The following is an 18,511-nucleotide window of genomic DNA, read 5'->3' on the forward strand; positions in this document are numbered from 1 at the left end:
ATTGCGTTACTCCCGATTATGTTATTCGTCCTCACTATTGAACACTACTTCACCTTGTAGCATGGTGAGCATAACAAAAGCATTCGGAATGTTTTTAGGTTTCATGGTGCGAATGTCTTTATCTAGCACTACAAAGTCTGCCGATTTTCCGACTTCAATACTGCCTGTAATATCGTCTAAGCCTAAACTGACCGCTGCATTAATCGTATAAGCATCGATGGCTGTTTTGATATCAGGTAAGCCTGTTTTTCCCATTAAAAGGCTATTACTGATGCCCACTAATGGGTTGATATCGTGCACGTTCCAATCGCTGCTTAGACTGACATTCGCGCCAGTTTGGTATAAACGGTTCACTTGCATCATGTTGTTGGCACGTTTCTCGCCAATAAAAGGAACAGCCCATTCATGGTCATGTTCAACGATGTAATCTGAACCTACCTGAAAATCAGCCGTCACGTTGAGGGCTTTGAAACGCGGTAAGTCTGCATCTTGCACCATCTCGACATGGGTCAGCGTATAATCACGGTTTGAATGTGTTTGTCTTACAGATTCAATGGCATTCAAAGATTCATTGATCGCACCGTCTCCGATAGCGTGAATATGCGCCCCATAACCAATTTTATCGAGTGCTTTTAACCATGATTTCATTACCGTTGGGGCAATGTAGTTAATGCCGTATGGTTCATCTTCGATGTAAGTAGACAGATACGGTGCCAGTGTTTTAGCAGTGCCATTGATCAAGATACCATCGCTATACATTTTGACCTGATCGACGATCAAGCGTGATTCAGGATCCCGAGATTGAATACGCTTTAAATAGGGAAGTTGAGCTTCAATGCTATCTGATGGGTAAATCCACGGACGTAACGACACACGCGCTGTTAACGCATCATCTTTTTCTGCCGCTTTCCATACGTCATACCAGCCGCGCTTCCAATACAAGCGTCCGTCACCAATGGTAGTGATACCGTGTACAGCGGCTTCTTCTAATCCGTTCATGAGCCCGTCGTAACTTTGGTTAAATTTATCAGCTAAACTGTTCCACGCCATTTCCATCACGACGTCACCCGCATTATCAAACAAAATGCCATTAAGTTCGCCGGTTTCATGGTCGGTGAGTATCTTGCCACCTTGCGGTTCTGGGCTGTTTTTCGTGATGCCAGCCAGTTTTAAAGCCTGGGAGTTCACCCACATGGAGTGCGATGTTTGTTCCATCAACACAACGGGTTGATCGGGGAAAATCTCATCCAGTACTTCAAGCGGTGTACGAGTGTTGTCATCGCTCAACGTCATATCGAGTGAAAAGCCGTACCCCATTAGCCAATCATTTTTTGACGACGCATTTTTTTGACTGGTTTTACGACATTGCAGTAAGTACGGGATTTGCTCTTCAAGTGATGCATCCATACTCAGTTCGCAATTACCACCCGCTTCTGATGCTGCTTCAAAAACGTGATTATGGTTATCGACGAAGCCAGGTAATACAAAAGCGCCTTCAAGATCGATAACCTCAGTGTTTGGTGAGCGGTAAGCATTGATGTCAGATTGTTTGCCCATCGCAATTATTTTTCCGTCAGCAATCGCTACAGCTTTGACGGGCTGACCAGTATAAAAAACAGCATTGGTTAGAATCGTCTCAGCAGTTTGCTGTGCTGCTATTGCTGAAGGCGCTAAGCCAGATTGTGCTGTCATTATCATAAGTCCCAAAAGAGTTGGTTTGATGCTTTTCATCGAGCATTCCTTTTATAAGAGTGTGAGACTTAACAATTGAACGCTAACATAAGCGAACGTAATGAATACTATAGTGTATTTCCACTTTGGTACGTTTTCTCTGCATAATGCCAATATTAGAGACATCATGACGATGTTTACTGGTAAACAGGCTGTGTAATTGTTAAGTGGGAAAAGCATAACGATATTTTTTAGATAATGAAAAATGCTCACTATCATGAATTTGTGATAGTGATGGTGAACTAAAGTGAATGAGTTAGCGTATCGAGGCTATGAAAAAAAGGGGGGAGAGTTCAACCGCCAAAATAGTCGAATTGCACTTCTTCCTTTTAACGTTCTCATTAAAGATGAAGTTGATACTTTGGGTGGAATAGTTGCGACAAGGTGGGCATGTGATGAATTTCGGTAGTCGTCAATGTTCGTTGTTTCCTCTTACTAGTGGTGATTATGAGGTTACTTCTAATATGGGCATTTTTATGGACTATAGCCCCAAGGAGCAATCACCACCGGCATAGGTGGTTTTGAGATAACAATAAAACCCGATAGCTGGTTTGTTAGGCTATCGGGTAGTTACTATCAAGGTTTAGGAAGGTAAGTATGGCTTAAACGACTTTCATCATATTTTGATGAATGGTACGGTAATGGTGATTTGACCACCGTTGTGTCAGTAAGCGTTTTTAGATAGGCCACAATCGCAGCTTCTTCTTTGGGTGTCAGCCTCAGGTCACCAGTGATACCTCTTGCAGTTGTTCCTGGGTATTCGGAAGTTGGCCAGCAGTTGTTTGCAATGGCCTCTTCAACGGTCGCTGCTTGTATTCCATATTCCACTTCACAGTTTGGCTTTATATCCCGAGTGTTATAGAAATGTACTAATTGCCCAAGAGTTTTGAAATAACCGTTGTGGGTAAAGGCTTTGGTAAAGTTACTATTTGGCCGCTGGTCAACGTTACGTAGGGTCGGTGTTTTATGAAGCCCTTCGTGACTTTCAATATCAGTTAAAAACATTACACCCATATCTGGTATTGTTGTTTCAGTAATACCCGGGACTTCATAATTCTTGGGTACGCCAATATTATGGTAGGAATCATCGGCATAGCGTTCAAATTTATCCGTACCATCACTCGTTTCTCCACTACGGACACTGCGGTGACAGAAGAGGCAACCAGCACCAGCGCCACCGAAGGGGCGTGGAGCGCCATAGAAAAGATCATGCCCTAGGTTTTCTTCATCGGTCAAACCCATGAGCGGAAATTTGCCATTGTCGTGTATTGTATCGTATTCCAGAGCAGTGTCTCGCTTGGCGTTAAATACGTTATTATCAGCTGACATCTGCCAGGCGCCCAAGGCAACAGCAAACCGTCCAAAAGCTGAATCGGTATCTTTTTTACAGTCGAGTTCTTTACCCCATGAAAAATAGTACAGTTCAGAACCCCACTTGGTTTTTGCTACTTGTTCGCAGGTTGCCTGCTTGTTTTTATGACCCTGCTCAACTGGATTTATGAAAGGGCTTGCATGAGCCTGATCTGCTACTGGGCCGAGATATTTTGTATACATCTCTTCGTATTTATTGCCATCCGGCAATCCATCAAATACTTTTATACCAGCTTCTTCAATCTGGGTTCCGGTTGCCCGTCCATTCCAGAATGCACCACCACAAGGTAAACGAAATGGGGCGCAAGAACTACTAAAGTTAGGGGTGCCAGAGCGCTCCCCATACTCATCTAAAAACTGGACGTATTTGTTTGTCGGCGGTTTTAGGGCACCAGCATTTGGATGTCTGGGGTTTGGATTACCGCCTTCTTTATCTGGGTTTTGACCATGATTTTGACCATTAGGATCAGCACCAGTGACGGCAACTTGGGTCTGGTTAGTTTGAGAATGACCATTGGTGCCACCGGCATCTGGACTATGGCAGGATGCACAGGCCATTCGCTTCGGATCAGAAATGTTTTCAAAAAATAACCGTTTTCCGAACTCCTCTAAATAAGTAAGATCATACTCCCCCGAACCAGACTTTGCATTGGCGGTATTGGAAATGACAGATACTCCAATAGCTAACCCGACGGAAGCAATTAACATTGCCGATTTGCTTTTATTTCTAGCACTGATTTTAAATGCCATTTTTGTGATTTTTGATCGAGTCATTATTGTGCACCTTTGCATGTAATGATTCATGTTGTTCAAGCATGATAGTTTTGATTCCATTAATTGCTTGAAGTCCCAGTCAACTTGTAAGTTGCTGTCATAAATAAAATAGGGTGAATGGCGTTGGAAGGATTCTCAAAAGTTGTAATAATCTAAGGTTTGCATCGGGGTTGAAGTGTTGAATCAATGTGTGATTGTTAAGATATGAGACACAACTTTTTTTTAGCCATTTTGTCTTCTTTGTGTAACTTTTATCACCTTTGATAAATTAAATTGCTATAGAATAATTTGAGCCGACCAATAGATATTAAAATTCAATGTATAAGTTGTTAGACAATAAAAGTGGGGGGAGTATAAAGATAAATAATTTAGTGATAAAAAAACGTGAAGAAAAACGCTAATGAAAATATATTAGTAATTCTGTTTCTGGGTATTATTTTTTTTGCACTTATTAATAAATATCGACAGTTTACTCCTGACTTTGAAAGCCCTTATGAAGCACGTGACATATACTGCTTCATAACTTATCCCAAAGGCCTACTTTTTAAGGCGATTGCTCAGGCTTGGCAACAACAAACTGACTTTTGCACTACGAAGACGATAACGTAAAATGATAAAACCAGATTCCGTTTTTTCGCAGATCAGAGTGGTGGGCTATGATCATCATCAACAATTATAAACCTCTTTATAGTTAATATTTAACGTTAACCCTACCTCTACCTGTTTGTAAGAAGATATTAATTGCTACCTTTCGAAGGGAATGCCTTTTTTCGCCACTTTTCATCCATAATTAATCACTTTTATTGCCTGTTCACGCCATGCTTGTTTGCTTTAATGCCCTTATTAGCAGGAAACAGTTCCTTGCGATTAATGGGTTAAGCGAAGGCGACGTCATGATCAGAGTAAGTATGAAAACGTGGGTGATTACCGCCTATTGGTGCGCATTTAGGGATAGGTCTAAGCCATTAAAAAAAGGACTTCCCAAACAAGGGTTGTTTAAATTAGCGATGGGTGGGCTAACAGGCATATTGGCACTGTGTTCATTGGCTGTGCAAGCGGACGATTTAGGCTTGGTATATCGTGATGAACATGGCACTCAAACAGCGCCATTATTGTCGACTGATGTAACAATGACGGTGAATGGCTTGGTCAATCGGGTCACAGTACGTCAGACATTCAAGAATACGAGCACAGATTGGATTCATGGTCGCTACATATTTCCTTTACCTGATAAAGCGGCTGTCGACCATTTGCGGTTGTGGATTGGTGAACGCTTTATAGAAGGGGATATTCAGCCTAAAGCTATTGCGAAAAAACAATATGAAGCGGCGCAACAGGCAGGCGTGAAAGCCAGCTTAGTTGAACAACATCGTCCAAATATTTTTTCAACTCAGGTAGCCAATATTGCGCCTGATGAATCTGTCACTGTTGAAATTGAATACCAAGAAACTGTGTTGTACCGCGATGGCGAATTCAGCCTGCGTTTCCCCACAGTGATTGCACCTCGTTATATTCCCGTTGTGCCATTAAATAAAGTGCCCGATGCGAACGCAATTACTCCTTTTCTACGTGATTCACAAGATGATCCAACATTACCTTTTTCACTCAATATTGATCTGAATGCTGGGTTACCTCTCGAAGTCATTAATACGCCATCTCATGCTTTTACTCGGCAGAAGTTATCTGACGATCATTACACGCTGTCTTTGATGCAGCCTGATATTTCCGATCGTGATGTGGTTTTATCATGGCGACCGAAAGTAACGGATTTACCTTCTACTGCCTTATTTACTCAACATGTCGAAGGGCAAGGCTATGGATTATTATTGACCATGCCACCGCAAGTGAATCATCAAGCTAATAGTACGACGAACAGTGCCTTGTTTCACCAGTCTGTCATTTTTGTGCTCGATATTTCAGGTTCGATGTACGGCGAATCTATCGAGCAAGCGAAACAAGCCTTGAAGTACGGTTTACAGCAACTACAGCCTGAAGATTCATTTAATATCGTAACGTTTAATCATGAAACTATGCTCTATTCTGAGCAATTACTGGCAGTCACCCCGGCAACAATCGCTCGTGCATTACGTTTTGTTGATGGGTTAGATGCAGATGGTGGAACAGAAATGACAGCTGCTTTAAAGGCTGCGTTTTCAATAAAAACACATGATCAACCGAATAGCACACGTTGGCTCAATCAAATTGTGTTTATTACTGATGGCAGCGTTGGTAACGAAACTGCATTGTTTGATTTGATTGAGCAACAATTGGTTGATCGTCGTTTATTTACCGTCGGTATTGGCTCTGCACCAAACAGTTATTTTATGACCCGTGCAGCAATGAAAGGCAAAGGTACGTATACCTACATTGGTGATGTGAAAGAGGTTGATACCAAAATGCGGTTACTGTTTTCTAAAATCAGCCAACCCGTAATGCGTGATATTAAACTGACATGGTCTGATGGTAGATCTGTTGATTATTGGCCAAATCCGATGCCGGACTTATATCAACAAGAACCTCTGCAAGTATCATTTAAGATCCCTGAAAATGCCGCTAATTTGATAATTACAGGCCAACAAGTTGATCATGAATGGCGTAACGAAGTAGATGTATATCAAGGTTTGGCGATAGACGAAAAACAACCTCAACTGCGTATTGGGTTAGACATTATATGGGCGCGTAATCAAATTAGCAGCATACAAATGAACCCTGACATATCAATGGAAGAGAAGAAAAAACATATCGAGCTATTAGGAATGAAGCACCATATTGTAACGCGGTATACCAGTTTGATTGCTGTTGATAAAACCCCAGCCCGTGCAGAAGGTGAAGAGGTTAATGATGCCAACGTGAAACCGCATCTACCAAAAGGGTGGAAGTCGAAACAGGCGTCTTTACAGCCCGCACCATACCAATTGGCTCAAACGGGTACTAACAGTGAAGTCATGATTTTTTTCGGCGCATTATTGTCACTGTTTGCTTTATTAATAGGGTGTACCTCTAAGAATCGCATCACGATACGCCGCACGAGATCGTAGTTCAAAACGAAAAGGGTAAAACGATGTTAACGCTTTCTAATGTTCGTACAGCTTTGATGGTTGTTGTATTGAGTGTTGGCTTGTTACTGATGGGGCGAGGGGGCTATATCCAAGCGAAGGCGTGGCTCGCACAAGTGTTAATTGCTCAGGCTTGGCAACAACAAACAGCAACAGGTATTCCAACTAAACCATGGCCGTGGGCAGATACTTCCCCCATTGCGCAATTGATTTTACCTAACGGTGAGCAACAAACAGTACTGGCGGGTGTTAGTGGGCGTAACTTGGCTTTTGGGCCTACTTTACAGTTATTCACTGCAAAGCCAGATGAGCAGGGCAATGTGGTGATTTACGGGCATAACGATACGCATTTTAAGTCGTTAGAAACAGCTAAAATAGGCGATGGCATTGAAGTACAAGGTGAGCATGGAAAGACAGTACGTTACATTGTCACAAGTTTACAGGTAGTGAATCAACAAGAGACAAAGTTAGCCGCACAAACGCCGTGGTCGCAGTTAACCTTAATTACGTGTTACCCCTTTACTACTGTTAGCGTGAATGGTCCTTTGCGATGGGTGGTAACCGCCATACCTGCATAAAGACTAACAATCGACTTACTTGGTCTTTGACACTTTAAATTTACTTACAATTCCATTATTATCGAAATATAGTAAGTAAGTATCGTAAATTGAGGAAAGGCTATGCTAGCGGAGTGGTTAACACACAAAGACCAATTAAGAAGTTACATAGTGAAACAAACAGGTGATCTAGACTTAGCTGACGATATCTTGCAAGAGGTATACATTAAAGCAAGCCAGAAAATTCACCAGCTAGAAGCTAAAGATAAACTTAAAAATTGGCTGTATCGCATTGCTTATAATACGATTATAGATTTCTACCGATCGCACCAAAGCCATGAAGAGCTGATGGATAACCAAATAGAAGAAGAGGTGCCTGCTGAAGTTGTCAATTTACAAACTATGGGGCAGTGCTTACGCCCGATGTTTGATTGTTTGCCAGAGAAATATCGTCAAGCAATGATTCTTTCTGAATTAGATGGATTATCTCAAAAGGCAGTCGCTGAACAATTAGGGTTGTCATTATCAGGAACGAAAAGTCGGGTTCAACGTGGCCGAGTTAAGCTTAAAGAAATTCTAACGAATTGCTGTAATGTGGAAATGGGACGCGAAGGTATCATTGATTTCTATCCCAAAGCAGAGTGTGCTGAATTCGCTAAAAGTAACGGTGTGGGTTAAGCCTGAGCTTTAACATTTCATTGGTGTTTTTTTCTATAAATCGACTTACTTTCTGGGTTGTTTTCTTCTTTTAGAAGAGCGTCTTCACCTTGCCTCTATCTATATTTTAATTTTTTGGGGGAATTTTTTAAAAAATTGCGTCTTTTTTCATTTCTCTGCGTCTTAATAGAATGAATAACATTTTTATCGAATAAGACAAATGAGAAATGAAGCTATCCCCTCTGAGGTTAAGACACCAGTTATAGAAATGCTGGAATTTTTAGCAAGCGATCAAGCGAAAGAAACCCTGCGTGATGTTCGCCGTGGAATTGAACGTGAAATGGTTCGAATTACACCCAATGGGGCGCTTTCTCAACGACCACACCCTGTATCTTTGGGCTCTGCACTTACTCTCCCGTACATCACCACCGATTTTTCAGAAGCGCAGCAAGAGTTAGTGACTCCTGCGGTTAATGAGAGAAGTGAGACATTTGAAACACTGGCTTTTTTACACCACTTTGTTGCGGCTAAGTTGAATGAGAGTGAGTCGATGTGGGCTGCGAGTATGCCCCCTGCATTGCCTGATGATCACGATATTCCTATTGCTCGTTACGGTACTTCGAATGCTGGAATGCTGGAATGGTGAAGGCTCGCTACCGTGAAGGGCTAGCCAATCGTTATGGAAAGCGGATGCAGCCAATTCGGTGCCATTCGCCCCAATCTCAGGCAAACCAAGCACAAGAGAAAATTGTGTAATTATGAATATTCTTTGGAAATTAAAGGGCTACCTTAAAATGTTTGGCCGACACTATCTGATTGCCTTTGCGGCATTGCAGGTGGTTGCGTTGGTCAATTTGATTCCTTCATGGTTGATCGGTCGAATTGTCGACGGCATTAGTAAAGGGACATTAGACTCTCAAGCTATGATCACGCATGTTGCCGGGATTATTGTCTCGGGCGCGGCAATGTACGGTTTGCGTTTTGTATGGCAAAGCAAACTATATGGTGCTTCTATTGCGATAACTCGTGTGATTCGAAGTGAGTTGTTTCAAAAGTTCTCTCAATTGTCACCTGCATTCTATGCTCGCAGAAGTACAGGGGATCTGATGGCACATGCGACCAATGACCTTAATGCGGTGGAAGAAACCATGGGAATGGGGGTCATGACATTGGTGGACTCTTTGATCGCAGGTATTACGGTCATTTTGGGAATGATCTTTGTTGTTAGTGGTGAACTTACCGCTGTCGCACTGCTTCCCTTCCCATTATTAGTACTCATTACTCGCCGCTATGGTGTCAAGCTACATAAGGCGTTTGGTAAGGCGCAATCTGCGTTTTCTGATCTAACCGAAGAGACTCGTGAAACGGTATCGGGTATTCGTGCGGTTCGCTCACACGGCATTTCTGATCGTCAAGAACAGCGCTTTGGAAAAACCTTAGATGAAACGGTAGATGCAAATCTTTTAGTTGCAAAAGTGGATGCGGCATTTGGTCCCACGATTCAATTAGTCTATGGGCTGTCGTTCGTCATTTCACTGGGCTACGGAGCATGGTTGATAGAACAAGGCAGCATAACTGTGGGATTGTTTACTACCTTTACACTTTACCTTGGGCAACTACTTGGGCCATTTATGCAGTTTGGTTGGCAGTTCAATGTATTTCAACGAGGTAAGACGTCATGGCGTCGTCTGGAGCAGTTATTTGCTGAAAATATTGAAGTCGTAGAAGGTGACATAACACTACCGAAAACAGCGGACGCAAGTATGTCTTTTGATATCAAGTCATTCACTTATCAAAAAGCGAACCGTAAAGCGCTCGATAAGGTGAAATTTGATTTGCCATCGGGCGGGTTGGTCGGCATTACTGGGCCAACGGGCAGCGGTAAAAGCACGCTATTGCACTTGGCACTACGCCAATTTCAACTTGAGATGCCATCAATAATTCACATTTCAGGTATGCCAAGCGACAGCCTAACGTTTGGTTCCTTACGCAGTAAGCTGGCTTGGGTTCCTCAAAAGCCGCACTTGTTTTCAGGCTCTATCGCAGAGAATATCGCGTTGGCGAAACCTGATGCGTCGCAAGCAGAAATCGAGCATGTGGCTGAAATGGCGGGTATTCGAGCAGAAATTGAAGCGATGCCTGAAGGCTTTGATACTTCACTTAGAGAGGGCGGTACGAATCTATCGGGTGGTCAAAAACAGCGTTTGACTCTTGCTAGAGCTCTATTGTCGGGTGCTGATATCCTTTTGTTGGATGATCCATTTAGTGCGTTAGATATGAAGACTGAAGTGCAAGTTCGTCAAAACCTAAAGGCGCATTATTCCCATAAAACCATGTTGCTAGTGACACAGCGTCTAACCAATCTTATCGAAGCTGATCATATCTTAGTATTGAATGATGGGCAGGTAGAAGAGCGTGGTTCTCACCATGAGTTGGTGGCGAATCAAGGCTGGTATTCAATGGTTTATCAACGTCAAAGCCAGTTGGGGCTGTCCATAAGTGGCGATGCTGCTATTCAATGTACTGGCATTGAGGGAAAAGACGATGAGTAAGCGTCAAACAAGTGAAACACCACAAGATAAAAATAAGACAGAGAAGCAACAACCAGTGAAAGATAATGCGCTTTATCGCCGTTTATTGACCTTCTCATTGCCGCACAAAGCGCGTTTTGGCTTTGCCTTTTTGATGTTGGCGCTTGCGGTCAGTGCCGAGATGGCTATTCCATGGTTGGCTAAAATTGTGTTGGATGAGGTCATTGTGCCTCTGCAATTTGAATGGCAACAACTTATCACATTGATCGGGCTTATGATGCTGTTCTATGTGTTTGCCGCGGTGTTTGGGTATTTACAAGCGGTCACCTTTAAACACAGTGCATTGCTGGTGGTTAAAGACGTACGTGAACAACTATTCCGCCATGTATTGAACTTTCCTATTGCGACGTTCGATAAATTATCAACGGGTAAACTGGTCTCTTACATTACCAACGATACTGAATCGCTACGGAATATGTACGTTTCGACGATTCCAACCGTGATTCAAGGTGCATTGCGCATCACGGCTATTTTCATCGCAATTGCATTACTGGATTGGCGTTTGATGTTGCTCAGTTTGGTGCTGATTCCTATTTTGTTGATGACGATGCATTTGTATCGCAAGATTTCAATGTCAGTGTTTGACGGCATTCGAGTTCAAGTCAGCAATATTAACGGGCAAATAAACGAATCGTTGCAAGGTATGGCGTTGATTCAAGCGTTTCGTCAAGAAAAGGCGTTCCAAACTAAGTTTGAGAAAGATAACCAAAGCTGGTTTAACTTCCGTGCTAAGTCAGTCGCAATTGATAGCTTGATGTTGTTACCACTGACGCGCTTGATTTCGACGTTGACAGCAGCAGGCATTGTAGCGTGGTTTGCAGGAGCATCGATGTCGACCGTTGTTGAGATTGGTACTTTATATGCGTTTTTGAACTACATTGAGCGCTTCTTTGACCCGTTCCGACAGTTATCGATGGAATTGCACAAATTGCAGGTTGCAACTGTGTCTTCGAAACGTATTTTTGAGCTGCTAGACGATGATTCTGAAATTCATAATCAATCGATGCCGGAAGTGAAGATAAATGATAGCAACGATATTGAGTTTCGTAATGTAACCATGGGATACGAAGTCGATAAGCCAGTACTCAAAGATGTCAGCTTTACGGCAAAAGGTGGCGAGTTTACAGCGATTGTTGGGCATACCGGCAGCGGGAAAAGTTCGGTGATCAATCTGTTGATGCGTTTTTATCAACAGCAGCAAGGCGACATCCTTATTGGCGGACAACCGCTTAATAAACTGCCTGAATCACAACTGCGAAAGCTGTTTGGCTTGGTATCACAAGACCCAACCATCTTTAGCGGTTCAATCGTTGATAATATCGATTTATCTCATGATGCCGCTTTTAGTCATGGCTATACGAGTGATGACAGTACGCTTAATGACAATGACAATAAAGCACTAAAAGCTAGCCGTGATAAAGCGATACAAGCAGCCGAAATGGTGAAAGCGGATCGCTTCATTCATCGTTTACCTGATGGTTTTGATCATCAACCAAGCAATGGCGGCGCTACGCTTTCTGTGGGTGAAAGACAGTTATTGGCATTAGCTCGTGCGATTTCTCACGATCCGAAAATATTCCTGCTTGATGAAGCGACGGCGAATATCGACAGTGAATCGGAAGAAACGGTAAAGCAGGCTCTTGAGAATATCCAAGACGGCAGAACTGTTATCACCGTTGCGCACCGTTTATCGACGATTCAAAACGCCGATCAAATTTTGGTGATGAACAGCGGAAAGGTGATACAGAGCGGTACACACCAGGCGCTAATCGAACAAGATGGCGATTACCGAGATTTATACCTTGCACAGAAAGCGCAAGAAGAAAACGAACATCAAAACAGCACGCTAGGCCTAACGGCTGTGAGCGCGGCATAAGTGATAAAATAGAAAGAGTCATTACATTATGAATAACGACAACAAGCAATTTATGCCTCAAGACGTCATTAACGATATCCTTGAGTGGGAAATTATGCACGGCGTCGCGTTTCGTCAGGCCGATAATACGGCAAGGCATGTACCATTCAGCATCGCACCGATGACGATGGAACGCTCTGTGTACCAACACTTGCTTTCTGTTACACCACTGATCGCTAAGTTGGTAAGCAACGTGTCTGAAGATCATGATTTCCTGCAAGAGTCGCTTAGTGATATGGCAAAGGCAGACCCATTTTTTGGTCGTTTGATGGAGCTGCATCAGCAAGCACATGGTGATGTAACTAAGCGTCAGCAACCTGCTCGCCAGCCACTACTTTTGATGCGTACCGATTTTATGGATGATCGTCAGCATGGGGCAAAAGTGATCGAATTCAATGGTATTGCTGCAGGTATGGGGCCATTTGGTCAGCGCGCTACAGAGTTGCATTGCTTTGTGCAAGATCAATGGAACGATGTCTACCGTAATTGGTTAGAAGACGATACGGCAATACCAGCAGACAATCACGGCATGGAACAACTCGCTATAGGTATTGCCGCCTCAGCAAGAAAGGTAAAGGCGCACTTTGCTGAACTGGGTGATAGTGCGAACGAACAAAAGCCAACTTTCCTGATGATTGTGCAGAAAGATGAAGACAATGTTTACGATCAGCACCTATTGGAAGTTGCATTGCAAAAGATTGGGGTTCGCACAGTAAGACGCACCTTTGAGCAGTTGAGCACTCAGCTCTCTAGTGGTGAAAATCAGCGCCTAATTCTTGAAAATGTTGGCGCAATTGACACGGTTTACTTACGTGCAGGCTATCAATATTCAGACTACTGGGCACCAGAGTTGAATGAAGATATTTGCTGTCACACATTAAGCCAAACGCGTCTGTTTATTGAAATGCATTACGTGGCAATGAACGCGACCATCAGCCAGCAGCTTGCAACGAGTAAATCAATGCAGATGCTACTGACCATGATGCCTGCACAAGAGTATGCCCGTTGGGGGTTAACCCTAGAAGAAGCTCGATTAGTAAAGAGTGTATTGGCAGATATGAAACCCATTTCGAAGGAGGCAATCGAATGGTTTAATACCTCTGCCGATAAGCAAGAGTGGGTACTCAAGAACCAAGGCGAAGGTGGTGGTCACTGTGTGTTTGGAGATCAGATCAGTGAGACATTAGCCAAATTGAAGCCAGAAGAGTATGACGCATGGGCATTGATGCAGCGTTTGTATCCGCATGAACGAGATACGCCAACCATTGCGGTTCGTGATGGAAAGCAGACGTTAGTGAACGATCTTGTGAGCGAAATCGGCTTGTTTACCGCCCATTATCAAGGAGAGCCTGTAACGGAGCTAGACGGCTATGCTGGTTACTTAATCCGCAGTAAGCCTGCCAGTGAAAATGAAGGTGGCATTCATAGCGGTCAAGGGATCTTAGATTCTCTAGTACTTATTAATGCGTGATTGTTTATGAGGCTATTGTCCGAACCCTGATGGTCTTAATAGCATGAGAATCTAAATGCTATCAAGGCTCAGAGTCATGTGAGTGACAGCAAAGAGGCTCTTGGCTCTTATAGATTAATGGTATTAGACCGTAGTGTTTTGTGAAAAATTTGAAACACGGAAATATTCACCATCGAGTCAGCGTGGTCGACAATATGGTGCAGGTGTTTGACGAGCAGACAGATAGTTAGTTAATGCTGATAAGCTCTTCCTTTGTTCAATTGCAGATGGAAAAATTTTCAGCTGCAAGCGGTTTTTATTTCCGATTTTGACGCTGCGGGTAGCGGCCGCTCTTCTTTAGCCGTTTAGCCACACTATAGTGATAATAGCGGGCCAGAAGTGGACGAATAAACGGCAGGCCGATAAAAAAAGCCAGCGGTTTAAGACGACTGACTCGGCTCATTAACAGGATATACGCATCAAGTTCGCTCAAAACTTTCCCACTTGCTGTTTTAACATGCAGTTCGGTCAATGCTTTCAGGGGGTCGATACCTAGCTGCTGCAGCAACTTTTCCTGCCCGGTAATATCAACCCAGCATACCGAATCGCCCTTATCTCCTGCCAGATTTTGATAATTATTACGATCTTTAATACAACGCGGGCAGCTGCCATCGTAATAAACAGTTACTTTTTCGTCGCCATTTTTCATATTTCGCCCTCCTACATATATTCTATACCTAGCCTCCTTTATTGCCGTGAAGGCTGAGTTCTTATGATCCCGGTTAATAAAAAAAACGATATTTGCAATTGAACAAAGTGAACTAAAATTACAAAAAAGTATGCCTCTCAATGGTTTTTTTTATTGTCCGGGTTTACTGACATTTCTTGGTTCGCAGAATATGACGACACCTCGCTATGGGGCACATAGTGCCTTAGAGTGTCAGCTTTAATGTTTGATTATTACACCACCAAATCAGCCTTTCCCTATCACGTTTTTGCCCCATTCCAATTTAGAGCGCTTGCTCATTCATGCGCTGTTAATAGTGATTTTCGATACCTAAGATAATGCTCAACTCAGGCTTACTGATCCTTGTTATCACCCATAAGCCTGAATCAGCATCCCCTCACTTTTAACGAGTTGACGCAACCCCGTTTGATGCACTTGTTAGAAATACAGGCGTCAAACAAGTATTAGAATCATGGGGCGGTTGAGAAAACATGCCTTACAATAGTTTCTGGTGGCGCAGTGATTAGTTCGCTGGCATTTTCAAGGATAGGTTTCAAATTCTTTTGGTGAAATTCAACGGCTTCTTGACTCGGAAAGAGAGCGTCGACAAAAAAGTGTTTTTTGTTTTCGTCATAAGATGCACACCAGCTAATTGGTCCATTTTCGTTCTTTTTTAAAGAGACCTGTTTAGCGCACTGTAATAATAGTTCATAAGTCTCCGTTACCTTGTTTCCCCTAGGAATTAAAGTCACATGGTGATGTTGCATAGTATCGTTCATAATGATCTCTTACGTTTGGTTGTTAAATTTCTAATAGTGTATTAGGCAGCATGTTTCTCTTTCATCTGTACCGAGGTGACAGTTAAGCTCGATGTCATACCTGACATCGGCGACTTGTCTTGTCGTAACGGTAATAAGCACTTAAGGAACTCGACCGTCCGCTTCCACTAATCCGCGCTGTTAATTTGGTAATCAAAGGTTGGACTGTTAACCCCAGAATAAAGGCACTTGACCACGCTAAGATGAAAGCATTTCCCCAGTTTGTAAAAATCAGCTCAGGCCCTCTGTTAGAAAGGTAAGCAATCCGGACATGGCGCCAGCCATTATCACTGAGGAGAGTAGACCACTGATGAGTTTTACGTAGAGCACCGGAAGCTTTCCTCTATTCGCCTTTCAATATTATGGCTTATACTTTACTATTTCCCATATATGGGAAATACAGGTCTTTATAGAATTATGGATTCCATTATTGGAAATGTTGATGATCTCATGCTGTTTTACAAAGTTGTGCAGCAGGGTTCGTTAAATCGCGCGGCAACATTGGTTGGATTACCCAATTCGACGTTGAGTCGCCGTTTATCTGCATTGGAGCGACGGTTGGGCATTAAGCTTCTGCAGGTGAAAGGTAAAAAGCTGGCCGCTACGGAACAAGGTCAGCTTTACTTCCAGCAGTTGTCACCTTTACTGGAAATGCTGGATCAGCAATTTTTGAATTTGCAGGAACAGCAGCGAGAGTTGTCCGGAACAATACGTTTGGAAATGCCGGCATTGATGTATGAAACCTGGATTGGCGATATTATAGAGCGATTCCTATTGGAGCATCCGCAAGTACGGCTGGAGCTGAGAACCGAACAAGCGCACAGCAACTTGTTGGCTGAGGATATGGATTTAGGTGTCTGCATTGGTCCGCTCTCCGACAGCTCTTTAATCGCGCAACAAATATTCGGCGCGCCTTGTGGGCTATTTGCTCATATCGATTATCTACAGTGCAGGGGGAAACCAGAAAATCTGGATGAACTTTCTGAGCACGCGCTGATCATTAGTCAAATCCTAGATCGATGGATGATGGTTCCGCCAGGCAGCACCAGCCCGATTACCTATCGTCCAAATGCACGCATGAAAGTACCGGATATTCGTGAAGTGCGGCGAGCCATTTTTGCAGGAATAGGCATTGGATTGTTACCGCTGCATCATCTCCGTGGCAATGAAGATCAGGTGCAGCAGATCATGCCCGATTATCGTTTCGAACAGCTCAAGTTTTATCTGGTTTATCGACGTCGGGAACTATTACCGAAGGCACAACAGGTATTAATCAAGCAATTATTGGCAGGGGCACCCAGTATCACTGACGCTGAGTTGATGATTGAGAAAGTCGTTTCCGCGGATCACATGAACGCTGAAACAAGACATTCACCTTGATAATGAGCTTGCTAATTCCCGATCCGAGCGTGTAACTAGATCATGGCTTATGGCAACATTCTCAGCTTTCGATACTTTCCTTCATAACAAAAGTGATAATTAGATCATTGACTCTAACGCATTCTTGTCCATATTTGAGATAGGGCAGCAGTAATCACATAATGCCTGTTTGGTTTCACTCATGTTGTTTTTCCGGCATATAGCTAAACTATTAAAGCTAGTACGCCCCTTAGACTTGGCAAGAAATGGTTGGGTTTGTTTGTAGTGGTACAGTTTTCGCAGTTAAGAAATTACATCTTTATTTTTCTTGTTTCGACGTTACTACGAAGGGACTTCACCACGGAAAATACCCGCCGTTGAACTAAGAATATCTTTTAACCAGCTTGAAGTGACTTGTAGATTAAGCCACTCAGGTCGAAACTGAAAACGATGCCAATCAGAGAGCAAATCTATTGTTGAACTGAAGGGTGGTGCAATAATGAATAAGGCAACAACCGCAATCAATTGCGCTGTGCTAATGAAAGGGTTTTTAAAAGAAATAACCTTCATCGCAGTACCAAAAGAGGACTTTAACTTTCGGTTGGCTAAATCAACGCTATAGCATTCATCCAATGCAAGATGTAGCACCCCACCAAAAGCGACGAATAACCCAGATAGCCAGCTGGTCGCATTGCTATACCCCATATAGTGGGTCATACATACAATGCACATACTCAGTAATGCAATAAAGGCCAACGAATGACAACAGCCCCTATGGATGGTGAGTTTTTCAAAAAATGATTTTGCGCTATGGCGAATAAATATATAAAAAGCCACAGCGGCCAAAACAAGTTCCAGCATCGTGACTTGTGCATAGAGGTGGCAAATTAAAACAAAGCTGCATACGCAAGCAAATAAACTAAACAGGGTGCGCATAGAGGTTGAATTGTCTGAATCGATGTCAGGTAATAATCCACCGATAGTGCCTAAAAAGGTCAACCATAGTGCAGTAATAGGCTGTATGTTTCCTGCCGATAATAAAGCGGTGGCCGCTAAACTACTGGCGATAGCCGCATAATTCAAATGTGTATTGAAGTTAGCCACTGGTGCTCTTAGGGTTTGTTATTTTCACAGCTTCGCCTCTATGCCGATATTAACTGTATTTATATCCAGTATTATGGTGCAAATTGTGACGACATCAATGAAAAATCATGAATTTGTCATATGTATTACATCAAGGGATGATTTTTTAAGCGATATGCTTCATGCGTGGGGCAATGATCATTGAAAAATGGCATTAGATAGGATTAATACATAAATTAAATATATTTTCTAAAGTTTCGCATATCTATTCATCAGTGACATGTGATCATGTATTTATCTCTCTATGTAGAACTTACCACCAATTTTATACTGTAAAGCCACCGTTAGTTTGTTTCGGTCATGTCGGATGTTAAGAGTTTTGTTGTTTTATGTGTTGTAGATGTTTGAGTTACTAGCGGTTT

At 42.8% G+C, this 18,511-nt stretch carries 14 protein-coding genes and 1 pseudogene; 8 read left to right on the plus strand and 7 right to left on the minus strand.

Annotated elements, in window-relative coordinates; all coding sequences use genetic code 11:
• Positions 1 to 21: 21 nt before the first annotated feature.
• From C9J12_RS22840 to C9J12_RS22850, 3 genes and pseudogenes are all read right to left on the minus strand, one after another.
• Positions 22 to 1,731, minus strand: a complete 1,710-nt coding sequence (locus C9J12_RS22840; protein WP_107244808.1) for an amidohydrolase — start codon at positions 1,729 to 1,731, stop codon at positions 22 to 24.
• Between the two features lie 303 nt (positions 1,732 to 2,034).
• A pseudogene (locus C9J12_RS22845) lies at positions 2,035 to 2,124 on the minus strand (transposase); the annotation flags it as partial.
• A gap of 183 nt (positions 2,125 to 2,307) precedes the next feature.
• Complete coding sequence (locus tag C9J12_RS22850; protein ID WP_107244809.1) at positions 2,308 to 3,876, minus strand: cytochrome-c peroxidase; 1,569 nt, start codon at positions 3,874 to 3,876, stop codon at positions 2,308 to 2,310.
• Positions 3,877 to 4,769: 893 nt separating this feature from the next.
• On the opposite strand from C9J12_RS22850, the gene C9J12_RS22860 reads away from it, so the two are divergent.
• The 7 genes from C9J12_RS22860 to C9J12_RS22890 all read left to right on the plus strand — a co-directional run bounded on the left by C9J12_RS22860 (position 4,770) and on the right by C9J12_RS22890 (position 14,123).
• Entirely contained in the window at positions 4,770 to 6,914 is a 2,145-nt protein-coding gene (locus C9J12_RS22860) for a marine proteobacterial sortase target protein (protein ID WP_170111857.1), read from the plus strand.
• Between the two features lie 23 nt (positions 6,915 to 6,937).
• Positions 6,938 to 7,510, plus strand: coding sequence for a class GN sortase (locus tag C9J12_RS22865; protein WP_107244812.1), 573 nt, complete (start codon positions 6,938 to 6,940; stop codon positions 7,508 to 7,510).
• 102 nt (positions 7,511 to 7,612) lie between these two features.
• A complete protein-coding gene (gene sigZ / locus C9J12_RS22870) occupies positions 7,613 to 8,167 on the plus strand; it encodes an RNA polymerase sigma factor SigZ (protein WP_107244813.1) in 555 nt (184 codons plus the stop codon).
• Between the two features lie 199 nt (positions 8,168 to 8,366).
• Positions 8,367 to 8,792, plus strand: coding sequence for a glutamate--cysteine ligase family protein (locus C9J12_RS22875; RefSeq protein ID WP_265416161.1), 426 nt, complete (start codon positions 8,367 to 8,369; stop codon positions 8,790 to 8,792).
• A gap of 112 nt (positions 8,793 to 8,904) precedes the next feature.
• On the plus strand, positions 8,905 to 10,698 hold the full coding sequence (locus C9J12_RS22880) for an ABC transporter ATP-binding protein (protein WP_107244814.1): 1,794 nt from the start codon (positions 8,905 to 8,907) through the stop codon (positions 10,696 to 10,698).
• Positions 10,691 to 12,613: an ABC transporter ATP-binding protein gene (locus tag C9J12_RS22885; RefSeq protein WP_107244815.1), complete on the plus strand. Its 1,923-nt coding sequence runs from the start codon at positions 10,691 to 10,693 to the stop codon at positions 12,611 to 12,613. The genes C9J12_RS22880 and C9J12_RS22885 overlap by 8 nt, the downstream gene beginning before the upstream one ends.
• Before the next feature lie 28 nt (positions 12,614 to 12,641).
• Positions 12,642 to 14,123, plus strand: coding sequence for a glutathione synthase (locus C9J12_RS22890; protein ID WP_107244816.1), 1,482 nt, complete (start codon positions 12,642 to 12,644; stop codon positions 14,121 to 14,123).
• 295 nt (positions 14,124 to 14,418) lie between these two features.
• On the opposite strand, the gene C9J12_RS22895 is transcribed toward C9J12_RS22890, so the two are convergent.
• The 3 genes from C9J12_RS22895 to C9J12_RS22905 all read right to left on the minus strand — a co-directional run bounded on the left by C9J12_RS22895 (position 14,419) and on the right by C9J12_RS22905 (position 15,912).
• Entirely contained in the window at positions 14,419 to 14,811 is a 393-nt protein-coding gene (locus C9J12_RS22895) for a thiol-disulfide oxidoreductase DCC family protein (protein WP_107244817.1), read from the minus strand.
• A gap of 488 nt (positions 14,812 to 15,299) precedes the next feature.
• Positions 15,300 to 15,608, minus strand: coding sequence for a hypothetical protein (locus C9J12_RS22900; RefSeq protein WP_107244818.1), 309 nt, complete (start codon positions 15,606 to 15,608; stop codon positions 15,300 to 15,302).
• 94 nt (positions 15,609 to 15,702) lie between these two features.
• Positions 15,703 to 15,912, minus strand: coding sequence for a DUF2798 domain-containing protein (locus C9J12_RS22905; protein WP_227876435.1), 210 nt, complete (start codon positions 15,910 to 15,912; stop codon positions 15,703 to 15,705).
• Positions 15,913 to 16,064: 152 nt separating this feature from the next.
• Here C9J12_RS22905 and C9J12_RS22910 point away from each other — a divergent pair, with 152 nt between their 5' ends.
• The gene (locus C9J12_RS22910) at positions 16,065 to 17,027 is read left to right on the plus strand and encodes a LysR family transcriptional regulator (RefSeq protein WP_170111858.1); all 963 of its coding nucleotides are present in this window, start codon (positions 16,065 to 16,067) and stop codon (positions 17,025 to 17,027) included.
• Positions 17,028 to 17,348: 321 nt separating this feature from the next.
• Here C9J12_RS22910 and C9J12_RS22915 read toward each other — a convergent pair whose 3' ends face one another.
• Positions 17,349 to 18,110, minus strand: a complete 762-nt coding sequence (locus tag C9J12_RS22915; RefSeq protein WP_107244820.1) for a metal-dependent hydrolase — start codon at positions 18,108 to 18,110, stop codon at positions 17,349 to 17,351.
• Between the last annotated feature and the right edge of the window lie 401 nt (positions 18,111 to 18,511).

The sequence above is a fragment of the Photobacterium frigidiphilum genome, assembly GCF_003025615.1.
In the GTDB taxonomy this organism is placed as follows: Bacteria; Pseudomonadota; Gammaproteobacteria; order Enterobacterales; family Vibrionaceae; genus Photobacterium; species Photobacterium frigidiphilum.